The sequence below is a fragment of the Paeniglutamicibacter sp. genome (assembly GCF_046714615.1).
Classification (GTDB): domain Bacteria; phylum Actinomycetota; class Actinomycetes; order Actinomycetales; family Micrococcaceae; genus Paeniglutamicibacter.
In genome coordinates, this window is record NZ_JBKKAP010000039.1 from 1 (window position 1) to 21,608 (window position 21,608).

The following is a 21,608-nucleotide window of genomic DNA, read 5'->3' on the forward strand; positions in this document are numbered from 1 at the left end:
CCCCTCGGGGTAGCCGGGCCGGAGCCGTGCGGGGCCAATGACCCATCCGCTCCGGGGAGCGAAACGGGCTCCTGTGCCGATACGCCGCAGGCGCTTGCCGGGGCCGTGGTGTGCACCGAAAACGTCACCGAAATGCGGCCTGCCCGGACTTGTTTGCGCGGCGTACACGTTGTTACGGTGCACGCATGAACGAAAACCCAGCACCGTCCGCCCGTGGCCGTAAAACCGTCGTCGTAGTGCTTGTCGCAGCACTCGTGGCGGCCGCTGTCTGGATCGCGATCCTGCTGATGCAACAGGCCGGCGGCCCTGGCCAGGACGGCCCGGATGCGACCGGGTCGCCCAGCTCTCCCGGCCCTTCCGCCACATCAATGGCACCGTCGCCGACGGCGAGTGCATCGGACTTGCCCGGCACCCCGCCGGCCTCGCTGCCCGCCGGCGAGGCCGCGACAGTCATTTGGCCGGATCCGGGAGGCGCCCTGCGCTATGGGACCCCTCAAGACGCGGCCGGCGGATTCGCCGAGGACTTCGCCGGGTTCACCGACCCGGTCTATGGCGAATTCATGCAGGGGGATTCGCGCTCAGGTGAGTTGGAAGTCCGCCCCGTCGCGGACGGAGCAGTGACCACCGTTTTGCTGCGGCAGCTTTCCGACGGCCAGTGGTACGCCATCGGGGCGGCCAGCAGCGAGATCCAGCTGGATGTGCCGGTGGCCAGTGCCCTGATCAGCTCCCCGGTGGCGCTTTCCGGATCTTCGCGCGCCTTCGAGGCAACCGTGAATGTCGAGGTCCATGCCCACGGGACGGTGGAGCCGCTCGGTACCGGGATCGTCATGGGTGGATCCGGGCCCGACCTGGCGCCGTTCAGCGGGAGCATTCAGTGGGAAAACCCCGGCACCGGTACCGGCGTTCTGCTGTTGTTCGTGTCCAGCGCCCAGGACGGAAGCGTGTGGACGGCCGCCGCGGTGCCGGTCGGGTTCACCGCCCAACCGTAGACCTCATCGATCAGGTGTCTTCGGGGGCTCCACTGACGTGGCATGCCGGCCGCCAGACGGACCGGATTTCGGCGGGGGCGGGTGAGGTGGTTCCGCCGGGTCAGGAATCCACGCCGAGGCGCGGAGCATCGAGGCTGCGCTTGGCTTCGGCCTCTTCCCAGCTGGTCGGACCCGAGGCGAAGGCGCCGCGGTAGCCGGCCGCCGGGTGGCGCTCATTGAGCAGGGGACCGTCGCCAAACAGCTTTTCGCGCAGTGTTCCTTGCGCGTATTCGCTCTGCGCCAGGCCGCGTTCACGCAGCACGGGAAGGACCGTGTCGGCGAACTCCTCGAAGGAACCCGGGATCACCCAGTTGATGACGTTGATGCCGTCCACGCCTGCGGCCTGCCACTGCTCGATTTTATCGGCGATTTGTTCCGGGGTTCCCACCACGCGGGTGTTGCGGGCCTGGAGCCAGGCGATGTCAGCGACGACCGGCTCGCGATCGGTGATGTGCTTGGACACCCATTCGGAGAAGCCCTTGCCGGTGTTGGTGTCCAGGTCGGCAATCGGCGTTTCGGGCGGGTAGACGCGTCCGGTCTTGTCCACGATGGCCGAATGGGCCAGGTAGCCGTCGACGCTCACGAACTTGTCGTAATACGCCTCCTTTTCCCTGGCCTCGGCTTCGGTGTCCCCAATGATGAAGGACAGGCCCTGGAAGAACTTGATGTCCTCCGGGTTGCGTCCGTACTGAACGGCCAGCCGGCGGGTGTCACTGATGAGCTCGGCAGCGATGGCCGGCGAAGGCGCAATGATGAAGGTGGCCTCGGCATTGCGCGCCGCGAAGGCACGACCCGAGACAGAGGAACCGGCCTGGAACAACAGGGGGGTGCGCTGGGGCGAGGGAGAGGGCAGGTGCGGCCCCTCGACCCGGTAGCGCTGGCCCTCGTGGTAGATCTTGTGGATCTTCGAAGCATCGGAGTAGACCCCGTTCTCCTTGTCCTGCATCAGTGCCTCCGCATCCCAGGAACCTTCCCAGAGCTTGTAGGCGACATCGACATACTCGTCGGCCCAGGCATAACGCTCGGCGTGGTCGGTCAGCTGCGGCAGGCCGTAGTTGCGTGAGGCATTGTCATTGATGCCGGTGACGATGTTCCAGGCGATCCGACCACCGGAAATGTGGTCGAGCGTGGAAATCTGCCGGGCAAAGTTGTAAGGGTGGTTCTGCACCACGTTGGAGGTGGTCGCCAGGCCGATGTGTTTGGTGCTTACCGCGAGGGCCCCGAGGAGCACGGTGGGATCGTTGGACGGGATCTGCAGGCCTTCGTTCGCGTAGACGTCGAAGTCGGCGTCCGAGTCTCCATACAGCCCCGAGACATCGGCGAAGAACATTGCATCGAACTTTGCCGCTTCAAGGGTCCGCGCCAAATCAATCCATGTGTTGACGTCGTTGAATTCGGTCTGACCGGCGTCCGGGCGACGCCACTGGCCGTGGTGGATGTGGCTCGTCGTATTCATGACGAATGCATTGAAATGAAGTGGCTTGCCCACTGTGTTACTCCCTTTGGTCCACGGAAAATCTTGAACGTCGGTGGCTTGGCGCCCCCGGCAATGCTGGTCTGCATCGATGCTTGCAGTCACGAACCCCGGCCCGGAAGATTACGAAGTGCCGGGTCGTCACATGTCCACTTGTGTCGATCTGAGTCGTTTGTGAAGCGTCCTCGATGTCGGGATGTGACGCCGCGTTGAGGGTTAAGAACCCATGCAAAGGGTCCACGTCTCCGTGCTGGCGCCGCGCTCCGGGTCACGGATAGAACTGTCTCAGGCATCGCGCCAAACAGGTTCAGGTCCATGGGACCCCAGCCACGCACCCCACGACAAACAGGAGCACCACCGTGAAAAACCGCCAGCCGGCGTACCGGGAAGAGCCAACAAGGTCCTCCCGTTCCGCGGACAGAACACCCGCCGCAACCGCAAGGAACCTCAAGAAGCGCGTGCCGTTCGCATTCGCCGCGGTTGGCGCGTTGTTGGCATTGACTGCCTGCGGCGGTGCGGTCCACGCGGATTCGGCGAGCGGCCCCACCAGCGAACCGGTTTCCGGCGGCACCCTGGTGTACGCCACGGGCGACACCGAACCGGCCTGCCTCGACCCGATTGTCTCAGGCAATGTCCCACAAGCGCTGGTCTCCACCCAGTACCTGGAACCATTGTTCTTCCAGGACGAAAAGGGCGAAATCGGCCCCTGGCTCGCCAAGAGCTGGAAATGGTCAAAAGACCGGCTGGCCCTGGACATCACGGTCCGCCGGGACGTCCACTTCACCGACGGCCAGCAGCTCAACGCCGAAACCATCATCGAGAACGTCGCCTACATCAAGGATCCCAAGACGCTCTCGAGCACGGGCATCCTGGCCGTCGAAAAGGTGGCCTCCGTTGAAAAAGTCGACGAGTTCACCGCTCGGCTGCACCTCTCGGAACCCGACAACGCGCTCCTTGAGCACTTTGCCCAGGTCTGGGTGCCGATCCAATCCCAGAAGGCGCTGGCACGCGGGGCCGAGGCAAATTGCCTCTCGCCGGTGGGCACAGGCCCGTTCAAGGTCGAAAGCTGGTCCAAGCAGCAGGAAGTCGTGCTCACCCGCAACGACGATTACCACACCCCGTCACCCACGGCCGGGCACTCGGGACCCGCCTACCTCGAAAAGATCAACTGGCGCTTCCTGCCGGACCACGCTGCACGATTTGCCGCCTTGCAGTCCCGGGAGGTCGACGTGATCGATGTGCTGCAGCCGCAGAACGCAGTGGCAGCGGATGCCGACCCGGCACTGGACACCTTGATCGGATCCAGGCCCGGACACGTCGTGAACCTGACCCTGAACACCACGACCGGACCGTTGACCGACGTGCGGGTCCGCGAGGCGCTCGTGCGCTCGGTGGACGTTGACGCGGCCCTCAAGAGCATCTTCATGAGCACCGTCCCGCGCTCGAATTCCGTGCTCAGCAGCATCACGAAATTCAACCGGCAAAACCCGGACGCCTATTCCACCGACGTGGAGAAGGCCAGCAGGCTCCTCGATACGGCCGGCTGGAGCGCCCGGGACTCCGAGGGATACCGGACCAAGGACGGGCAACGGCTCTCGACCACCGTGATCCAGTCCGACGCGGTGTTGGTCCCTGTCTCGGTGCTCGAGCAATTCCAGCAAAGTGCCAAGGCCGTCGGATTCGAACTGTTGATCAGCCAAGAGGAGCCGGCAAGCTTCAACGCCCGGCGCTACGCCTGGGACTACGGACTCTCGCCGCTGTACTACACCAAGAACTCACCCTCCGTGTTGAACATCGTCTACGATTCCTCGCACATCCCCTCGGTCATCAAGGGCGGCTACCACGCCAACAACAATGGCCTGAGCGGGCCGCCAGCGGACGACATCGACAAGGCCCTGCGCCTGGCCGCCACCACCGGGAACGAAAAGCAGCGTGGCGAGCTTTATGCCAAGGCCCAGCAGCTCATCGACAAGCAGTACCTCTCGCTCCCGATCTTCGACCAGCAGACGCGCCTTGGCATCCGCTCGGACGTCGAAGGAATCAAGCTTCTCTCCCCACTGGGCATGCCCACCTTCTACGACACCTGGTTGGACCGATCATGAGCCTCGAAACCTTGAACCCCAGTCCATCGACCCGAGCCGCAGTTTCCGACGCCTCCGATTCGAATGCAGGCCGTTCACGGCTGAGGCCGGTACTTCGGCTGACAGGTTTTCGTATCCTCGGAGCCGCGGGCGTCCTTTGGGCGGTTGCCACGCTTGCCTTCTTCGCGATGCGCCTGGTGCCGGGGGATCCGGTGGACGCATTGCTCGGGGGACCGGGCAACAACGCCACAGAAGAGGTGCGTGAGCTGACCCGGGAACTGAACGGCTTGAATGAACCGATCCTGGTCCAATACGGCGCATACCTCGGCAAACTCGTGACCGGTGATCTCGGCAATTCATACCAGCTGAGGGAACCTGTGGCACAAGTGTTGGGCGATCAGCTTGGCAATACCCTGGTGCTCGCGATCCTGGCGCTGGCCTCAGCCTGGGTGTTGGCTCTCGGGTTGGCATTGTGGTCGGCACGCGGCGGCAGGGCAGCCACAATCGTGGGAAACCTGCTGGAAGTCGTTTCTGCCGCTGTACCCCATTTCTGGCTGGGCAGCCTGCTCATCCTGGTCTTCAGCGTGAACCTGCAGTGGCTTCCGGCCACCAGCGGCGCACCGGGAATTGAAGGGTTGATCTTGCCCGTGCTCACCCTGGCGATACCGCTGGCCGGGTTCCTCGGCCAGGTCATGCGCGAATCAATGCTCACGGCCATGAACTCGCCCTTCGCCATCTCCTCCCGGGCCCGCGGCGAATCCGAGGTCTCGCTCAGCCTGCGCCACGCCCTGCGCCATGCCGCGCTTCCCGGGATCGGGCTTTCGGGCTGGGCCATGGGCTCGCTGATCAGCGGGGCCGTGGTCGTGGAAACCGTCTTCGCCCGGCCGGGCATCGGGCGGACCCTGCTGCAGTCAGTGCTGGTGCGGGACGTGCCCGTGGTGCTCGGCGTGGTGGTGCTGGTTGCCGCCATCTACATCATCGTCACCCTGCTCAGCGACCTGGCCGAGCGGCTGGCCGACCCCCGGCTGCGTGCGGCATGAGCACGCCGGCGCACCTGTCCAGGACCATCACCGACCCGGAGGAAGCCATGACCCAAAGCACCCAAACCACAGTCATTGAAACACCGTCCGCCCAGTTCCCGTCGACCGCCTCGGATTCTCGTTCGGGCGCATTCGTTGCCGGCACGGTCCGTCGGCTCGGGCGCGGACTGGAACCGGGGATCATCGTTCCCTTGGTGTTCCTCCTGGGCCTGATCGCCGCGGCCATTATCCCCTCGGTGCTGGCGCCCAGCGGACCGCTGGACATGAACCCGGCCGAGGCCTTCACCGCCCCGGGCGCCGCCCACTGGTTCGGCACCGACGAATCCGGGCGCGACGTGTTCTCCAGGGTCATCCACGGGGCGCGCAGCTCGCTGCTCATCGGCGTGCTGGCGACAGTCATCGGGCTCGGCCTGGCCGTGGTGCTCGGGGCCATCGCCGGGCTTGGCACCCGCGCCGTGGACTTCGGCGTGTCCCGCTTCCTGGAGGTGCTCTTCGCATTCCCCGGCCTGTTGCTGGCGCTGCTGGTCATCACCATCCTGGGTCCCGGCGTCGTGACGACCACCATCGCCGTGGGCCTGTCCGCGGCACCCGGCTACGCCCGGATGATCCGCTCGCAGGTGCTCTCGGTGCGCGACTCCGGCTATGTGGAGGCATCGATCGTGCAGGGTCGCTCCCGCGCCTTCATCATCCGCAACCACATCCTTCCCAACGTCGCCGCTCCGCTGTTCGTGCTGGGAACCCTCGGGGTCGGGCAAGCCATTGTGTGGGCGTCCTCGCTGAGCTTCCTGGGACTGGGTGCCACCCCGCCGGATCCCGAATGGGGCTCCATGCTCTCCCTGGGCCGGCTTTACATCGGCAACGCCTGGTGGCTGACGGTCTTCCCCGGCCTGTTCATCGTGCTCAGCGCAGCGACCACCACGCTGCTGGGCCACGGCATCCAACGCAAGCTCAAGGACAAGTAATGTCGCAACCAACGTCGAACACGGCCACCGGCACCGAACCCGTCATCAAGGTCCGGGACCTGAAAATCGCCTTCGGGCCCATGCACAATGCAACACCCACCGTCCACGGCGTGGACTTCGAGATCCACGCCGGTGAATGCCTGGCCATCGTCGGCGAATCCGGATCCGGAAAGTCTGTGACCGCCCGCACCCTCATTGGCCTGACCGGCGCCAACGCGGACATCGCGGCCCAGACCCTGCAGCTGCAGGGCAAGGACCTGCGCCGCAATAGCGACAGGGCGTGGCGCACGGTGCGTGGGGCACGGATCGGTTACGTCCTGCAGGACGCGCTGGTCTCCCTTGACCCGTTGCGGCCCATCGGCCGGGAGATCGCCGACTCGCTGCGCATCCACACCAGGCTCTCGCCCGCGGCGCGGCAGGCCAAGGTGCTGGACCTGCTGGAGTCCGTTGGCATCCCGGAACCCGAACAGCGCATCCGCCAGCGCTCCGGGGAACTCTCCGGGGGCCTGCGCCAACGTGCACTTATTGCCGCGGCCATTGCCCTGGACCCGGCGCTGCTGATTGCCGACGAACCAACCACGGCCCTGGACGCCACCGTTCAGCAACAGATCCTTGACCTGCTGGCCGAACGCAAGGCGGCTGGCACCTCGCTGCTGCTGATCAGCCACGACCTCGCGGTGGTCGGCACGCTGGCCGACCGCATCGCGGTGATGCGCAAGGGCGAAATCGTCGAGACCGGGACCACTGCCCAGGTGCTGGGAAACCCACAGCACGAATACACCCAACGCCTGCTCCGTGCGGTTCCCACCGACAAGCCGCGCGGCACCAGGCTTGCACCTGCCGGCACGGGCATTTCCGTGCGCCAGCACGCGCTGATCGGTGCGCAGCGCGCGGCCAACGCGACCGGCGACCCAACGGTTCCCGTCCTGGTGGCCGAGAAACTGCGCAAGAGCTACCGCAACCCCGACGGCAGCGAACGCGTTGCCGTGGCCGATGTTTCCTTCGCCCTGAACCGCGGACAAACGCTGGGGATCGTGGGGGAATCGGGATCGGGCAAAAGCACGGTGGCACGAATGGCCCTGGGTCTCACGATTCCGGATGCAGGGGAAGTGCGGCTGCTGGGCCGAGCGTGGAGCGCACTGTCCGAGAAGCAGCGCCGTCCGCAACGCAAGCACATCACCTCCATCTACCAGGACCCGCTGGGCTCCTTCGACCCGCAATGGGACGTCGCCCGGATCCTGGGCGACGCTCTGCCCCAGGGCGGAGCGCTCTCCCGCACCGAACGACGCGCGGAGGTCATCCGGCTTCTGGAAACCGTGGGCCTTGACGCCTCGGTGGAATCCCGGCTGCCGCTGCGCCTCTCCGGCGGGCAACGCCAACGCATTGCCATCGCCCGCGCGCTGGCCCCGGGACCAGTCGTGATCATCTGCGACGAGCCGGTCTCCGCGCTGGATGTCTCCATCCAGGCCCAAGTGCTGGATTTGCTTGATGAGCTGCAACGTGAATTCAAGCTCAGCTACCTCTTCATCTCCCACGACCTGGGCGTGGTGCAGCACGTGAGCGACGAAATCGTCGTGATGGAGGCCGGCCGGGTTGTCGAGGCCGGACGCACCTCCGAGGTCTTCGCCGACCCGGCCGAGGACTACACCAAAAAACTTCTTGCCGCCGCCCCGCGGCTGAACACCACCCTGACCGGAGGAAAATCATGACCGTCAGCCTTGAACGTCCTGTCCAGGCCCACGGGCTCACCGAGCAACCGCCGGCAACCAAGGACCTGCTGGAGCGCTTCGCCCCGGTCTTCGCTGCCATTGCCGCCACCACGGTTCACAGCGAGGCCACCCGCACCCTGGCCCACGACGCGGTGTCCCTGCTCAAAGGCTCGGGCTTCACCGCGATCCGGGTTCCGCTGGAATTCGGCGGTTCCGGAGCCACACTGGCCCAATCGCTACTGCTGTTGCGCGAACTCGGTGCCGCTGACTCGAACCTGGTCCAGGCGCTGCGCGCACACTTCACCACCGTGGAAACCCTGGTCTCCGGCACCGACGCCGCGGCCAAAGAGCGCTGGCTGCCGCGCGTGGTGGCCGGGGACGTGTTCGGCAACGCCACCACCGAGAAGGGCAATGCGCCGGGAACCAACTCCACGGTGCTCACCGAGGAAGAGGGCCGCACGGTCCTGAACGGCACCAAGTACTACAGCACCGGCAGCCTCTACGCCGACTGGATCAAGGTCAGCGCCGACACCGCCACGGGCGAATCGGTGCGGGTGAGCGTGCACCGCAGCGCCCCCGGCGTGGAACTGGTGGATGACTGGGACGGATTCGGCCAGCGGCTGACCGCCTCGGGCACCACCCGGTTCAGCAACGTCGAGGTCGCCGCCGAAAACATCGATGCCTCCGGCGGCGTGGAGGGGGTCGGCTTCGGGGCAGCCTATGTCCAGGCGATCCTGCTGGTGGCCCTGGGCGGGATCGCCCGCGCCGTGCGCCGCGACGCGGTTGACTATGTCCGCGGGCGGGAACGCGCGTTTTCCCACGGGGTGGGAGATTCCCCGCAGCGCGACCCGCTGGTGCAAGAAGTTGTGGGTCGGATCAGTTCCACGGTGTTCGCGATCGATGCGGTCCTCGACGCCGTGGGCGCGCGTATCCAGAATGCGGCAGTCTTGTCGGCTGCCGGCAATCTCGACGCCGGAGCCACAGCCGAACTGGACACCGAACTCTCCGAGGCCCAGATCTTCATTGTCGAGCAGACCCTGGAGGTGGCCAACCGGCTCTTCGAGGTCGGAGGCGCCTCCGCCGCCTCCGAGACCCGCGGGCTGGACCGGCACTGGCGCAACGCCCGGGTGCTGGGACAGCACAACCCGGTGATCTACCGGGCCCGCGCCGTGGGACAGCAACGGCTGACCGGGGACCACCGCACCACACCCATCTACGTCGGAACCACCGCCCCGAACGGAGCCAACGCATGAGCAAGCCCCTGCTGTTCAACGCCTTCCTGATGAACACCGCCAGCCACATCCACCACGGCCAGTGGCGCCACCCCGAGGCGCGGCAGCACGAATTCAACGACGTGAACCTGTGGATCGAACTGGCCAAGACCCTGGAGGAGGGCCTCTTCGACGCGATGTTCTTCGCCGACGTCACCGGGCTCTACGGCCCGGCCGACGGCCAATACGTCGACAACGTCCACGAGGGGCTGCAGATCCCGTCCAACGATCCCGCGGTGCTCCTCGGCGCCCTGGCCGTGGCCACCAAGGACATCGGGCTGGCCTACACCTCCAACGTGATGCAGAACCATCCGTTCAACTTCGCCCGCCAGGTTTCCACCCTTGACCACATCTCCAAAGGCCGCATCGCGTGGAACATCGTGACCAGCACGCAGGAAAACGCGGCGCGGAACTTCGGCTTCGATGCCCTGGCTGAACACCACGCCCGCTACGACTGGGCGGACGAATACCTGGATGTCGCCTACAAGCTCTGGGAGGGATCCTGGGACGAGGGCGCGCTACTGGTGGACAAGGAAGGTGGGCGCTATTCGGACCCGTCGAAGATCCACAAGATCAACCACGTCGGCGCACGCTACAGGGTCGAGGGGCCGCACCTGCCCGCCCCTTCGCTCCAGCGCACCCCGCTGCTCTTCCAGGCCGGTGGCTCGCCGCGCGGCATTCAATTTGCCGCCAAGCACGCCGAGGCCGTGTTCATCGGCCCGCCGAATCCGGACGTGGCCAGGCTGCACACCGAAAATGCCCGCGCCGAGGCTGTCCGTGCGGGCCGCGGACCGGAAGACATCAAATTCTTCCAGGGGATCAGCTTCATCGTCGGCTCCACGCACAAGGAGCTGGACGCCAAGCGCGAGGAGCACGCAAACTACTCCTCGGTGGTGGGCTACCTGACCCACTCCTCGCTGGGGATCCTGCCCGACGGCACGCGCCTGCCCGAGGACACCGAGTTGCGCAGCATCCCCAACAACGGGGGACAGGGACACGTTGACTGGCTGCGCCAGGCGACCCTGGACCGCGAGCCCACCCTGGCCGACCTGGCCCAGGCCCGTATCGAACGGGGAATCGTTGCCGGTTCCCCGGAGGAAATCGCCGACCAGCTTGTCGCCTGGCAGGACGCGGGGATCGACGGGATCAACGTGATCAACTGGCGCCTGCCCGGCACCTACCTGGAATTCAACGAGCGCATCCTGCCCGCCTTGCAGGAGCGCGGGCTGGCGAAGAAGAAGTACGAGCCCGGCACGCTGCGGAACAAGATCTTCGGGAGCGACCGGCTGCCCGATAACCATCCGGGTGCGGCCTACCGTGGCGCCTTCGGGCCCAACGGAAGTGCGCGCAAGGAGCAAGCCGTGGCGGCCGGAGCCTAACCATACCCCCGCAGGTTACGGCGCAAGCGCCATGCGCCGTTTTCGTGTCCGCAGAAAGTTATCCACAATTTTCAATGAGGGCCCAAAATGCCCTTGGATCGGCGAACACTTGGTGATGTCAGCGAAACATCAAGACGAACCAAGGAGCAGGAACCATGTGCCTCGAGTGCGACGGGTGGTCGGCCGAAGAAGTCCAACGAAGCATCAACAACCTGATCGAGCAGCACGGCTGGGCCATCCAGTATGTGGAAGACCCCAACCAGCGCCGCTGCTTTGGCTACACCATGGGGCTCACGGCGCTGGGCGAGCCCGAGTTCCTGGTCCGAGGGCAGGACATGAACGACACCAACGCGATGCTCAACGGCTTTGCGATGTCGGTGGTCCGCCGACACGAGCACTTCGACAACGGCCACACCGCCGACTGGTCCAACGGACAAAAACTATACTTCTCCACCATGCACGGGGCCACCAAGTTCGCCCTCGGCGCCTACGCCCGCTACGGGCACGGAACACGGGTGCTGGAAATCCATTTCATGGATCGCGAGGTGCCGTCATCCACGCCGGCAGTGATGTTCAAGTCCGTCGCCGCCCCTGCCGGTTACAGGCCGGTCGCGGGCGGAAAACGTTGAAGATAAGGGGCAAGGAAATGCTGTTTGGACCAGCCGCGGATCCCGAAAGCCTGGCGGTGCTGCAACCGACTCGAGAACAGATCGCCCGGGAAGACTACTGCGTCATCAACGATGCAGACTCGGAACACCGGCAGGAAGTTTGCTACTCGGTTGGGCTGACGGAGAAGGGCCTTCCCGAGTTGATTGCGGGGATGGAGGATTTCACCGAATTTCCCCAAGGGACCCCGAGCTTGATGCATCATCTGGTCCGTACATTGCTGGCGCGCGGCGGCAGCTACGGGGAAGGCGACATATTCGAATTCCATGGACAATGGGTGCGCTTGGTGCCCGAGACCCTGTACAAGGCGCAGTGCAACGTGAGCCTCGGGCTTTACGGACCAAATTTTTCCTTGCTGCAGGTCGCTCCCTGTTCTCCGGACCCAACCGAACGGAAAAACGCCCAGCCGATTTGCCTAAATTGACGTCCCGGGCCCTGAAAGCAGGGCCGGCTTCCGCGGCCAATGCGAAAGACGGCGGTTGAGATGACCCGTGAATCGGGTTACCTCAACCGCCGTCTAGACGTGTTGCGGGGGTGCTAGGCGCGCAGGCGGGCCCTGCGTGCGGCATGTTCGGCAGCGACCTTGGCGTCGTGAGCGGCGCGCATTGCCGCGTGCTCCGGGTTGCGGCGCAGCATCAGGTAGCCGATGCCCAGCGCAATGAACCAGATCGGGGTGAAGATCAGGGCCATCATGGTGTCGGGCTGGGTGGTCAGTGCCCAGATGATGAAGCCGAAGAAGGCCAGCACCACGTAGGGCATGAACAATCCGCCGGGCATCTTGAACTTGCTGGCCTCATGCAGCTCCGGGCGGCGGCGGCGGTAGACGATGTAGCTGATGAGGATGATCGACCACACGAACATGAAGCACAGCGCCGAGATCGTGGTGACCAAGGTGAAGGCCTCTGCCACTGAGCCCTCCGCGTAGAGCAGGGCCACTCCGGCGAGCAGGAACATGCAGGAGAAGATGAGCGCGTTCTTCGGGACCTTGCGGCTCGAAAGCCTGCCGAAACCCTTGGGTGCGTCGCCCTCGCGAGCCAGCCCATAAACCATGCGCGAGGTGGAATATATGCCCGAGTTCGCGCTGGAAGTCGCCGAGGTGAGCACCACGAAGTTGATCACACCTGCCGCGCCGACCAGGCCGGCCAGGGCGAACATGCCAACAAAGGGGGACTCGTCGGCGGAGTAGCTGGTCCACGGACGGACGGCCATGAGGATGACCAGGGCACCGACGTAGAAGAGCAGCACACGGATCGGGATGGAGTTCACTGCGCGGGGCAGGTTCCGCTCCGGGTCCTTGGTTTCCGCGGCGGCGGTGCCGACCAGTTCGATGCCCACGAAGGCGAATACGGCGATCTGAAAGCCTGCGACGAAGCCCATGAAGCCGGTCGGGAACATGCCGCCGTGCTCCCACAGGTTGGTGAAGGAGGCGCGTGCGCCATCGGTTTCGAAGCTCATGATGATCATGACCAGGCCTACGACGATCAGGGCCATGATGGCGATGATCTTGATCAGCGCGAACCAGAACTCGGTCTCGCCAAAGGCTCGGACCGTGGGCAGGTTCAGGGCCAGCAAGACCAGGATGCAGAGGACCGCCGGGATCCACAGGGCCAGGTTCGGCCACCAGAAGGCGACGTAGTGGGCGATCGCGACCACGTCGGCGATGCCGGTGACGATCCAGCAGAACCAGTAGGTCCAACCCGTGAAGAACGAGGCCCACGGACCCAGGAGGTCTCCGGCGAAGTCGCCGAAGTTCTTGTACTTCAAGTTGCTCAGCAGCAATTCACCCATGGCACGCATGACGAAGAAGAGCATGAAGCCGATGATCATGTATACGAAAATGACCGACGGGCCGGCCACTGATATGGTCTTGCCCGATCCCATGAACAGACCCGTGCCGATGGCACCGCCAATGGCCATGAGCTGGATGTGGCGGTTGGAGAGGGCCCGTTCGAGCGGCGGATTGCCGTCGGGGGACTCTCCGCCCTGGGCTTTGTCGAGCGTTTGTTCTGTCATGGTGCTGACGATCCTTGAGGAGAGGTGGTGCTTTGCTGTGACGGCCGATACAGGGCCTCAAAAACCTTACTTCAATTTAGGTGACGTGTGAAACATGTGCGTCGAGTTGGTCACACCAACACGGAATTTCATGATCTTTCGCGGCTTTGTGTGCCCGCAGTACTTCGCGCGTTGGTACCTTGGCGCGCGAAGTCGGTAGGCTGGAGGCATGGCATTCCGTAACCGTCGCGCAGCTAACCTTCCCGCAAAACTTTCCCGATCTTGGCTCCTTGTTAATGCAGCCAAGCCCGAGGATTTTGCGCCGGCCTTGGCCTCCGAGGCTGACTCGGTCATTTTCGACATGGAAGCCGCGGTTCCCGACGACAAGAAGGATGCCGCCCGCGATGCCGTGGTCGAGGCTCTTTCCACCGGAATGACCGCTTGGGTCCGCGTCAACGGGATTGATACCGACTTCTGGGCCAAGGACCTGGCCGCCCTTTCCAAGGCCCCAGGCCTGCGTGGTGTCATGCTTGCCATGACCGAAAAGCCGGAGCAGGTCACCTACACGGCCATGCGACTCCAGGCAGGTACTCCGGTGCTCGCCCTGATCGAATCCGCTCTTGGCATCGAAAGCGCCACCGCCATTGCCTCAGCCCCCGGCACCTTCCGCCTGGCCTTCGGCGTGAATGACTTCCGCAAGGACACCGGCGTCTCCGGTGACCCGCTCGCCCTGGCCTATGCCCGTGGCAAGCTCGTGGTGGCATCGCGCGTGGGCAAGCTCCCCGGTGCCATCGATGGCCCGTCGGCTCCCGGCGCCGACGCAGCAGAGGTCCTGGCCGACTCCGCGATCACCGCGTCGATGGGCATGACCGGCAAGTTGTCGCTCTCGCGCAACCAGGTCGATGAGATCAACCTGGGTCTCTCGCCCAGCACGGATGAGCTGTCCTGGGCCCACGACATGCTTGACGCCCACGCGGCAGGTGCCACTGTGGGCGACGGTTCCTACCTGCCGCGTCTGGCCCGTGCCCAGAAGATCGCCGACCTGGCCGACTCCTACGGATTGTGGAACGCCTAAAACCTTCCGTCGCCTCCGGGTGACGACGGGTCTGGCAGCTGCGCATCACGGCGCGGCTGCCAGACCTTTTTCTTTTGTCCTATGCGGAGTGGCAGACCGTCGTTCCCTTGATTGCGCGACGATGCGGGAAGAGACTGTTGGCATGGGCGAAGAACGATCCAAACGATCCAAGGCCTGGGCTTGATGGCCAATCCTTATGTGAAGCACGTGTTGCCGCGCCTCATCGCATTCGCGTGCGGGAACGAGTCCTTGGCCCCGCTGCGCGAAAGGGTGTGCACGGGGCTTGGCGGGCGGGTGCTGGAACTGGGTTTCGGCTCGGGAAGCAACGTTCTCCACTACCCGTCAGCCACCACCGAGGTGGTGGCAATTGACCCCTCCGACACCGCGTGGAGGCTCTCTGCCGGCGTGCGGGCGTCCTCGCCCCTGCGGATACTTCGCGGGTCGCCGGACGCCCAGGAGCTGGCTGAGCCCGACGGCCAATTCGATGCCGCACTGAGCACCTTCACCTTGTGCACCATCCCGGATGCCGCAGCGGCACTGGCCGAGGTCCGCCGAGTCCTGAAGCCCGGAGGGGCGCTGCACTTCCTGGAACACGGGCTGGCACCCGATGAAAAGGTCCAACGCTTCCAGCGAAGGTTCGAACCCATCCAGAAGCTGCTTGATGGAGGCTGCCACCTCACACGCTCCATCGAGCAGCTGCTTCGCGAGGCCGGGTTTGAGATCACCGAGCTGGATACGTTCTACCTCCCCGGTGCCCCGCGCTTCGAGAGCGCGCTCAGCCTGGGTGTGGCAACCTCATACTGAGACGCCCTGCGCCGGCGGCTACTCGTGCCAGTGCGGGTGGCCAGCGCAGGCTTCCGGTCCAGGTTGCTGACGCAGCCCTCCGCGAAGCGCGCCGCGTGCGGTTCACGGCGCGGTGTACGGCTTGACTAGTTGCCCTCGGCCATGACCTGCGCGACCGGGACGTCCCCGTCGCTGAAGTTGATGGTGCGGCCGATGCTTGCCGGCTCATCGAGTGCCGCCACGATGGCCAGTGCGGTGTTGGCCCGGGATGTCGAGGTGTCGGAGGCAGGGTCGGGGTTAGGCTTCAGCCGCCCGGTCGGCTCCTGAAGGGTCAGGGCCCCGGGTCCCAGGATGGTGTAGTCCAGGGCACTGGCACGCAGGTGTTCGTCGGCGGCGATCTTGGCGGCCATGTACGGGTAGAACGGGTCATCCAGGGGCACCAGGTACTCGGTGGCGGCGGTGAGGAACGAGACCATGACGTAGCGCTTGGTTCCGGCGATCTCGGCCGCGTTCATGGAACGGATGGCGGCATCGCGGTCAACCGCGTACGTGCGGTCGGGGTTGCCGCCGCCGGCACCGGCGGACCAGACAATCGCGTCGGCGCCCGCGAAGGCCTCGGCCATTTCGGTGGCCGTCGCGTTTTCGACATCCAGCACCAGGGCCGTGGCACCGGTGGCGGCGATATCCGTGATGTGGTCGGGATTGCGAATGATCGAGGTGACGGTGTCCCCGCGCTGGGCCAACTGGGCGGCTGCCAGCAGCGCGACCTTGCCGTGGCCGCCAATGATCGTGACCTTCATGAATTTCCTGCCCCTCATTTGGTTCTGCACCGTGGCAGTGGCCACGGAATTGTTCCTGCGTTCGAGCCTACACAAGAACAAAGACGGGGCGCGGCTTGTTCCCGCGGAGCCCTGAGGGCCCCGTCAGTGAACCAGGGGCCGGGGCCACGACTGGCCAGATCAGGCGGTGACCAGGATGCCGTCTTCGTCCGAGTGGAGGATGGCTCCCGGGGTGAACGTGACCCCACCAAAGGTCACCACCAAGTCCACCGCACCAACCGAGTCCTTGGCGCTCTTGCGCGGGTTCGAGCCCAGGGCCTTGATGCCCAGCGGCGTGTCTGCCAGGGCCACGCGGTCGCGGATCGCACCGTTGATCACGACACCCGCCCAGCCGTTTTCCACCGCGGCGGCGGCAATCATGTCGCCCATCAGCGCGGATTCCAGCGACCCGGCGCCGTCGACAACCAGCACCGCTCCATCGCCCGGGGAATTGAGCAGGGACTTGACCAGGCCGTTGTCCCGGTAGCAGCGCACCGTGCGCACCGGCCCGCTGAAGCGGGGGTGGGCACCGAGGTTTTCAAATTGCAGGGAAACCGATTGCAGGGTTTCATCGTTGTCGAAGAGGTCGCAGGTGGTAAACGTCATGTGCCCCAGCCTACGATTCGCATGCGAAATGTCCACCCGGTGTTACGCCGGCAACGGGCCGCCGGGTGCTTCCCTGCCCCGGTCGATAGCGGCGACGGCCAATGGTTTCTTGCTGGACCGGCCGTGGCCCCGGGCGCAGCGGCGAAGGCATCCGCCACTGCGCCCGGCTCTCGCCGGGATCGGCGGTTTCTAGCTGAAGGTGTTGCGGCTGGTGCCCAGGGATTCGATGGAGGTTTCCAGCACGTCCCCGGTCTTCAGCCACGGGTGGCGTCCGGCCTCGTTGCGCCGACCCAGGGCCACGCCTGCAGGGGTCCCGGTGAGGATCACGTCGCCCGGGCGCAGCTCATTGAACACCGAGAGGTAGGCCACCAGCGCGGCGGGGGAGAAAACGAGGTCGGCGGTGGAGTCCTCCTGGACGAGAACGCCGTTTACGCGCGTGGTGATCTTCGCGCCCGCGGCGAAGTCCTCGGGGCTGACCAGCCAGGGGCCCAACGGGGATGCAGCATCCCAGCACTTGCCCTGGGTCCACTCGGAGGTGCGGCCTTGGTAGCCGCGCATGGAAACGTCGTTGGAGACCGCATAGCCGGCAATGTGCTTGTGGGCATCGGCCTCGGTGATGCGGCGTCCGGGTTCCCCGATGATGACGGCCAGCTCGCCCTCCCAGTCGATGCGGTGGTCCTCGGCCGGGATCTCGATCTCGTCGTTGGCACCGGCGAGCGAGGAAGCGAACTTGGTGAAGACCGTGGGGAACTCGGGTTCTTCCTTGCCGACCTCCGCAATGTGGTTGCGGTAGTTCAAACCGATGCAATACACCTTGGCCGGGTTGGTGATCAGCGGGGCGTAGTCGGCCTCCGCCAGGTCGGCGGCGGTGCCGGTGGCCGCCGCACCCAGGGCGGCGGTGCGCGCCTGCGCGTCGGCGGCCAGGAACGCGCCCACGTCGGCGAAGCCCTCAAGCTCCGTGAAGTGCTTCTCGGTGATCAGGGCGGCAAAGGTGTTTTCGGGCGCACCGGACCGGCGCAACGTAGCAAGTTTCATGCCCTTATCCCATCACATGCGCAGCGCTGCCCGGGCACCGGTGACGGAGTTTGTCTTCCGCCGTGGCCCCCGTTTAGTGCAGGGCGGCGGTGAATTCGGCCGCGAGCCTGGCAATGGCGTCGTGTTCCCCGCCGGCGACCAGCGCCGCCGGGACCACCGAGGAGTCGACGCACACGGCCAGTGCCCCGGCGTCCAGGAATTCCTTGGCGTTGGCCAGGGTGATGCCTCCGGTGGGCAGCAGGCGCACTCCCGGGTAGGGGCCCTGCAGCTCGGTGAGGTAGCGCGAACCCATGATTGCGGCGGGGAAGATCTTGACCACCGCGCTGCCCAGGTCCAGGGCCATGGCCACCTCGGTGGGGCTCATGGCGCCCAGGCAGAAGGGGACCCCCGCCTGCGCGGCGACCTCGGCCACCTCCGGGCGGATCCCCGGGGCAATGATGAACCTGGCCCCCGCATCGATGGCGGCGCGCGCCTGGTCGGCATGCAACACGGTTCCGGCCCCGACCACCGCGCCGTGCGTTTGGACGGTGTCGGCGGCGCGGGCCAGGTGGGTGAGCATCCCGGGGGTCGTGAAGGTCAGTTCCACCGCGTTGATGCCCCCGGAAACCAGTGCGCCGCACAATTCCGCGGCGTCGGTGATCGCTTCGGTGCGCACCACCGCCAGTGCCTTGTCCCGGTGGAGCATCTGAATCAGTTCCGGCGTGTTCATGAGTGTTGTGTTCTTCCTTCCGCGCTGCGACGCAGCGCCCGGCCTGCCAAGGCCGAAGTGGGTAGGTGTCCGGAAACGGCGGCCACGCCGTTGACGAACACATGCTTGATTCCTGCCGCCGGTTGCCGTGGATCGGCAAGGGTGGCCATGTCAATAATGGCATCCGGGTCGAAGACGAGCACATCGGCGGCGTTTCCTGCGGCCAGCACCCCGCGAGAGGCCAGACTCAGCCGGGCCGCGGGACGGCCGGTAAGTTGGTGGATCATGGCAGGCAGGTCCATCAGCTCCGTGTCCCGGACGTAGTGTCCCACCAGGCGCGGAAAGGCGCCCCAGGTTCCGGGGTGGGCAGCGGCGTCGGGGAACCCGACTCCGGCACCGATGTGGCTGCGGTGCCCCATGATCGACCGCAGGTTTTCCTCGTTGCCCGTGCGGCGCAGGATGCTCGTGGCCAGAGAATCGGCACCCAGGATCCGCACGAACGTGGTGATGGCATCGGTTGACTGGATCGCGGCGATGCCGGCGATGTCCTGGCCCACCAGCATGGCCAGCTGCTCGGAACCCACCGAGGCGATGCGCACCGCGTCCCAGTCAATGCTCCCGTCCGTCTCCAGCTCGGCACGGATCCGTGCCACGGCATCGGCATCGTTGAGCCGGGCCAGGACGTCGGTGGCCGGCCCGTCCCGCGCCCACGCAGGCAGCAGCGAGGACAACAGCGCGGGGCTCTCGAGGTAAGGGTGGGAATCGCAGCTCAGGTTGACCCCGGAGTCCAGGGCCGAGTCAAGCAGGGCCAATAATTCCGCGACCTTGCCTTGCTCGTCCCCGGTGCCCAGGCTCAGCTGGGCCAGGTGCAGGGACACCCCGGTCTTGGCGGCCAGCGCGATGCTGCCGGCCACGGCGTCCAGCACCGAGCCGTTGTTCGGGTCGAGGATGGGGGACCAGTAGCCGCCGTAGGCAGCAACCACGGTGCACAGGGCCTCGAGCTCCGCCGCGGGGATATGTGCCCCCGGCGCATGTTCCGGGCCGGAGGACAGCCCCACCGCGCCTTGCTCCAGGGCATCGGCCACGGCCGTGACCTGGGCAACGAGCTGCTCGGCCGTGGGCGCACCCTCCGCGCTTCCCATGGCCATGGCCCGCACGGTGCCCTGGGCCACCAGATAGGCGACGTTGGTGCCTTGGCCAACATCAAGCAGGTCAAGGTCTTGGCCCACGGTGCGCCGGGAGGACCCGCACTGCACCAGGGCTTCCGTGGTCACGCCCTGGGTGAGCGCGGCCAGGCGTGCCGGATCAACCGGTAGGGCCGGGCCCGAACGCCCCTGAATGTCAATGAAGCCCGGGCAGGTGACCAGCCCGGATCCGTCAATGACCCTTGTGGCCCCGTCATCCGCGAAGGAACCGGCCGGAAGGATCCGGGCAATGAGACCTTCCTCGAGCACGATGTCGGCCGCGTATTCGGCACCGCCGGTGCCGTCAATGATGCGGGTGCGGGTGATGGCGGTGCGCACCGGGATCGGGCGCACGGCATCGATCCGCATTAGAAGAAGGTGTGAACTAGGGAGACGACGCGTTGGTCTTCCACTGCGTCCGCCAGGACCGGGATCAACGTCCACTTGTCAAAGGCCGTGCAGGGGTGGGAAAGCCCCAGCCGGACCACGTCGCCGACCTTCACCGTGGTGGTGGCCGGATCGAAGCGCAGGAACGAGTGCTGGTCGTATTGCGTCACGATGCTCGCATCGACCAATTCGGTCATTTCGCCGCCCATGTCGCAGCCGATCGCCTGAGGTTCGGGCAACCCCTCGTCGAAGGGGAAATCGCGCTTGCCGCCGTCGAGCAGGGCCAGGCCTGCCTCGGGCTGGGAAACGACGCGGGCCCAGCCGTGCATGGCGGCACGGAACGGGGCGAGGCCCTGACGGGCGAAGTGCGAGATGCCGCGGTGGAACCGGTCGTCATGCACCAGATAGTCCCCGGAACGGATCAGGACATCGACCCGCCGGCCGCTTGCGCCGGTGCCGGCGTCGATGGCGGAGGACAGCATCGAGGCAACGTCCTCGAAGCTGGCCCTACCGCCGGTGGTCAGGATCAGGTTTGCCCCGTCGGCGTAGTGCCCAGACGCCAGAATGAGTTTGTGCGCCTTGAGCATCTCCACCAGGTAGTCGCGCACCGTTTGCAGGGCGGCTTCGTCGGCGCTGTGCGCCGGTGCGCCTTCATAGCCGCCAATGCCCACCAGAACGAGGTGGGTGGATGCCGCCACGGCGCGAGAGATGTCCAGCACTGCATCGATGGAACGGGCACCGGTGCGACCAACGGCGCCTCCGAGCTCCACCATCACCCGCAGGGGAGTGGGCAGGCTTCCCGTGGCTGCGGCCAGCTGCGCGAGCGTGGATTCAAGCAGGTCCACGCTCTGCAATGAGTCGACCCATGAGACGACTTTGAAGTCGTCCCCGGTCACCGAGGACACCCAGGCGATGGCCCTCGGATCGGAAAGCGTATTGGGCAGAAGCACCTTGGCGATGCCATGGGCGTGTGCCACCCGCATTTGGGCGTAGTTGGCCAAGGTGATGCCCCAGGCGCCGCGTTCCAATTGCTCGGCCCACAGCTGCGGGGCCATGGTGGTGGTGCCATGCGGGGCCAGCAGCACTCCGCGCGCGCTGCCCCAGGCAGAGATCTGCTTGAGGTTGTGGGTCATGGCCGTGACGTCCAGGGTCAACAGCGGCGTCTGTAGCTGGGAAAGCCCCACTTCACTTGAGATGAATTCGGCGGCGCTTTGCCCGTGGAAGGTGGCTGGTATGGATTTGTGGCGCCAGTCGAGCGTGACTTGGCCCAGATTCGCCATCATGTCGACGGCATAGGCGGGGGATGCCAGGGTCATTCGTTCCGATTGTGCAAGATCATCCACGGCTAATTCCTTATTAATTCGGCCAGAGGCACTGTGCTGGATGGTCATGGGGAGTTACGGACACACAGCTTCATGTCTAACACGGTC

At 65.6% G+C, this 21,608-nt stretch carries 19 protein-coding genes; 11 read left to right on the forward strand and 8 right to left on the reverse strand.

Going from position 1 to position 21,608, the window contains the following annotated elements; all coding sequences use genetic code 11:
• The first annotated feature begins 185 nt into the window (after positions 1–185).
• On the forward strand, positions 186–989 hold the full coding sequence (locus tag ACLQ7E_RS04540; protein ID WP_411731369.1) for a Gmad2 immunoglobulin-like domain-containing protein: 804 nt from the start codon (positions 186–188) through the stop codon (positions 987–989).
• 100 nt (positions 990–1,089) lie between these two features.
• Here the strand turns inward: ACLQ7E_RS04540 and ACLQ7E_RS04545 are convergent, their stop codons facing one another.
• Positions 1,090–2,517, reverse strand: coding sequence for an LLM class flavin-dependent oxidoreductase (locus ACLQ7E_RS04545; protein ID WP_411731370.1), 1,428 nt, complete (start codon positions 2,515–2,517; stop codon positions 1,090–1,092).
• 443 nt (positions 2,518–2,960) lie between these two features.
• Here ACLQ7E_RS04545 and ACLQ7E_RS04550 point away from each other — a divergent pair, with 443 nt between their 5' ends.
• From ACLQ7E_RS04550 to ACLQ7E_RS04585, 8 genes are all read left to right on the forward strand, one after another.
• The gene (locus ACLQ7E_RS04550) at positions 2,961–4,604 is read left to right on the forward strand and encodes an ABC transporter substrate-binding protein (RefSeq protein ID WP_411731371.1); all 1,644 of its coding nucleotides are present in this window, start codon (positions 2,961–2,963) and stop codon (positions 4,602–4,604) included.
• A complete protein-coding gene (locus tag ACLQ7E_RS04555) occupies positions 4,601–5,623 on the forward strand; it encodes an ABC transporter permease (protein ID WP_411731372.1) in 1,023 nt (340 codons plus the stop codon). Before ACLQ7E_RS04550 ends, ACLQ7E_RS04555 begins: the two co-directional genes overlap by 4 nt.
• On the forward strand, positions 5,620–6,585 hold the full coding sequence (locus ACLQ7E_RS04560; RefSeq protein ID WP_411731373.1) for an ABC transporter permease: 966 nt from the start codon (positions 5,620–5,622) through the stop codon (positions 6,583–6,585). The genes ACLQ7E_RS04555 and ACLQ7E_RS04560 overlap by 4 nt, the downstream gene beginning before the upstream one ends.
• A complete protein-coding gene (locus ACLQ7E_RS04565) occupies positions 6,585–8,294 on the forward strand; it encodes a dipeptide ABC transporter ATP-binding protein (RefSeq protein ID WP_411731374.1) in 1,710 nt (569 codons plus the stop codon). Before ACLQ7E_RS04560 ends, ACLQ7E_RS04565 begins: the two co-directional genes overlap by 1 nt.
• Complete coding sequence (locus ACLQ7E_RS04570) at positions 8,291–9,547, forward strand: acyl-CoA dehydrogenase family protein (protein WP_411731375.1); 1,257 nt, start codon at positions 8,291–8,293, stop codon at positions 9,545–9,547. Before ACLQ7E_RS04565 ends, ACLQ7E_RS04570 begins: the two co-directional genes overlap by 4 nt.
• On the forward strand, positions 9,544–10,944 hold the full coding sequence (locus ACLQ7E_RS04575) for an NtaA/DmoA family FMN-dependent monooxygenase (RefSeq protein ID WP_411731376.1): 1,401 nt from the start codon (positions 9,544–9,546) through the stop codon (positions 10,942–10,944). The genes ACLQ7E_RS04570 and ACLQ7E_RS04575 overlap by 4 nt, the downstream gene beginning before the upstream one ends.
• Before the next feature lie 155 nt (positions 10,945–11,099).
• Positions 11,100–11,573, forward strand: a complete 474-nt coding sequence (locus ACLQ7E_RS04580) for a DUF4262 domain-containing protein (protein ID WP_411731377.1) — start codon at positions 11,100–11,102, stop codon at positions 11,571–11,573.
• A 17-nt stretch (positions 11,574–11,590) separates the two neighbouring features.
• Entirely contained in the window at positions 11,591–12,034 is a 444-nt protein-coding gene (locus tag ACLQ7E_RS04585; RefSeq protein WP_411731378.1) for a hypothetical protein, read from the forward strand.
• Between the two features lie 113 nt (positions 12,035–12,147).
• On the opposite strand, the gene cycA is transcribed toward ACLQ7E_RS04585, so the two are convergent.
• Complete coding sequence (cycA, locus tag ACLQ7E_RS04590) at positions 12,148–13,623, reverse strand: D-serine/D-alanine/glycine transporter (RefSeq protein ID WP_411731379.1); 1,476 nt, start codon at positions 13,621–13,623, stop codon at positions 12,148–12,150.
• Between the two features lie 208 nt (positions 13,624–13,831).
• Here cycA and ACLQ7E_RS04595 point away from each other — a divergent pair, with 208 nt between their 5' ends.
• Positions 13,832–14,677: an HpcH/HpaI aldolase/citrate lyase family protein gene (locus ACLQ7E_RS04595; RefSeq protein WP_411731380.1), complete on the forward strand. Its 846-nt coding sequence runs from the start codon at positions 13,832–13,834 to the stop codon at positions 14,675–14,677.
• Positions 14,678–14,860: 183 nt separating this feature from the next.
• Positions 14,861–15,481, forward strand: a complete 621-nt coding sequence (locus tag ACLQ7E_RS04600; RefSeq protein ID WP_411731381.1) for a class I SAM-dependent methyltransferase — start codon at positions 14,861–14,863, stop codon at positions 15,479–15,481.
• 125 nt (positions 15,482–15,606) lie between these two features.
• On the opposite strand, the gene ACLQ7E_RS04605 is transcribed toward ACLQ7E_RS04600, so the two are convergent.
• The 6 genes from ACLQ7E_RS04605 to ACLQ7E_RS04630 all read right to left on the reverse strand — a co-directional run bounded on the left by ACLQ7E_RS04605 (position 15,607) and on the right by ACLQ7E_RS04630 (position 21,521).
• The gene (locus ACLQ7E_RS04605) at positions 15,607–16,260 is read right to left on the reverse strand and encodes an SDR family oxidoreductase (RefSeq protein ID WP_411731382.1); all 654 of its coding nucleotides are present in this window, start codon (positions 16,258–16,260) and stop codon (positions 15,607–15,609) included.
• A gap of 159 nt (positions 16,261–16,419) precedes the next feature.
• Entirely contained in the window at positions 16,420–16,884 is a 465-nt protein-coding gene (gene rraA, locus ACLQ7E_RS04610; protein ID WP_411731383.1) for a ribonuclease E activity regulator RraA, read from the reverse strand.
• A 189-nt stretch (positions 16,885–17,073) separates the two neighbouring features.
• A complete protein-coding gene (locus tag ACLQ7E_RS04615; protein ID WP_411731384.1) occupies positions 17,074–17,919 on the reverse strand; it encodes a fumarylacetoacetate hydrolase family protein in 846 nt (281 codons plus the stop codon).
• A 73-nt stretch (positions 17,920–17,992) separates the two neighbouring features.
• Positions 17,993–18,628 carry a bifunctional 4-hydroxy-2-oxoglutarate aldolase/2-dehydro-3-deoxy-phosphogluconate aldolase gene (locus tag ACLQ7E_RS04620; protein ID WP_411731385.1) on the reverse strand — a complete coding sequence of 212 codons (636 nt, stop codon included), beginning with the start codon at positions 18,626–18,628 and terminating at the stop codon, positions 17,993–17,995.
• Positions 18,625–20,160: an N-acyl-D-amino-acid deacylase family protein gene (locus tag ACLQ7E_RS04625; RefSeq protein ID WP_411731386.1), complete on the reverse strand. Its 1,536-nt coding sequence runs from the start codon at positions 20,158–20,160 to the stop codon at positions 18,625–18,627. Before ACLQ7E_RS04625 ends, ACLQ7E_RS04620 begins: the two co-directional genes overlap by 4 nt.
• Positions 20,160–21,521: an amino acid deaminase gene (locus ACLQ7E_RS04630; RefSeq protein ID WP_411731387.1), complete on the reverse strand. Its 1,362-nt coding sequence runs from the start codon at positions 21,519–21,521 to the stop codon at positions 20,160–20,162. The genes ACLQ7E_RS04625 and ACLQ7E_RS04630 overlap by 1 nt, the downstream gene beginning before the upstream one ends.
• Between the last annotated feature and the right edge of the window lie 87 nt (positions 21,522–21,608).

Bases quoted from the DNA above. Each gene is read 5' to 3' on its own strand.
- ACLQ7E_RS04560 (WP_411731373.1), top strand. From the start codon at position 5,620: ATGAGCACGCCGGCGCACCTGTCCAGGACCATCACCGACCCGGAGGAA.
- ACLQ7E_RS04555 (WP_411731372.1), top strand. From the start codon at position 4,601: ATGAGCCTCGAAACCTTGAACCCCAGTCCATCGACCCGAGCCGCAGTT.
- ACLQ7E_RS04615 (WP_411731384.1), bottom strand. From the start codon at position 17,919: ATGAAACTTGCTACGTTGCGCCGGTCCGGTGCGCCCGAAAACACCTTT.
- ACLQ7E_RS04595 (WP_411731380.1), top strand. From the start codon at position 13,832: ATGGCATTCCGTAACCGTCGCGCAGCTAACCTTCCCGCAAAACTTTCC.
- ACLQ7E_RS04575 (WP_411731376.1), top strand. From the start codon at position 9,544: ATGAGCAAGCCCCTGCTGTTCAACGCCTTCCTGATGAACACCGCCAGC.
- ACLQ7E_RS04540 (WP_411731369.1), top strand. From the start codon at position 186: ATGAACGAAAACCCAGCACCGTCCGCCCGTGGCCGTAAAACCGTCGTC.
- ACLQ7E_RS04585 (WP_411731378.1), top strand. From the start codon at position 11,591: ATGCTGTTTGGACCAGCCGCGGATCCCGAAAGCCTGGCGGTGCTGCAA.
- ACLQ7E_RS04600 (WP_411731381.1), top strand. From the start codon at position 14,861: ATGGCCAATCCTTATGTGAAGCACGTGTTGCCGCGCCTCATCGCATTC.
- ACLQ7E_RS04580 (WP_411731377.1), top strand. From the start codon at position 11,100: ATGTGCCTCGAGTGCGACGGGTGGTCGGCCGAAGAAGTCCAACGAAGC.
- ACLQ7E_RS04570 (WP_411731375.1), top strand. From the start codon at position 8,291: ATGACCGTCAGCCTTGAACGTCCTGTCCAGGCCCACGGGCTCACCGAG.
- cycA (WP_411731379.1), bottom strand. From the start codon at position 13,623: ATGACAGAACAAACGCTCGACAAAGCCCAGGGCGGAGAGTCCCCCGAC.
- ACLQ7E_RS04625 (WP_411731386.1), bottom strand. From the start codon at position 20,160: ATGCGGATCGATGCCGTGCGCCCGATCCCGGTGCGCACCGCCATCACC.
- ACLQ7E_RS04565 (WP_411731374.1), top strand. From the start codon at position 6,585: ATGTCGCAACCAACGTCGAACACGGCCACCGGCACCGAACCCGTCATC.
- rraA (WP_411731383.1), bottom strand. From the start codon at position 16,884: ATGACGTTTACCACCTGCGACCTCTTCGACAACGATGAAACCCTGCAA.
- ACLQ7E_RS04620 (WP_411731385.1), bottom strand. From the start codon at position 18,628: ATGAACACGCCGGAACTGATTCAGATGCTCCACCGGGACAAGGCACTG.
- ACLQ7E_RS04605 (WP_411731382.1), bottom strand. From the start codon at position 16,260: ATGAAGGTCACGATCATTGGCGGCCACGGCAAGGTCGCGCTGCTGGCA.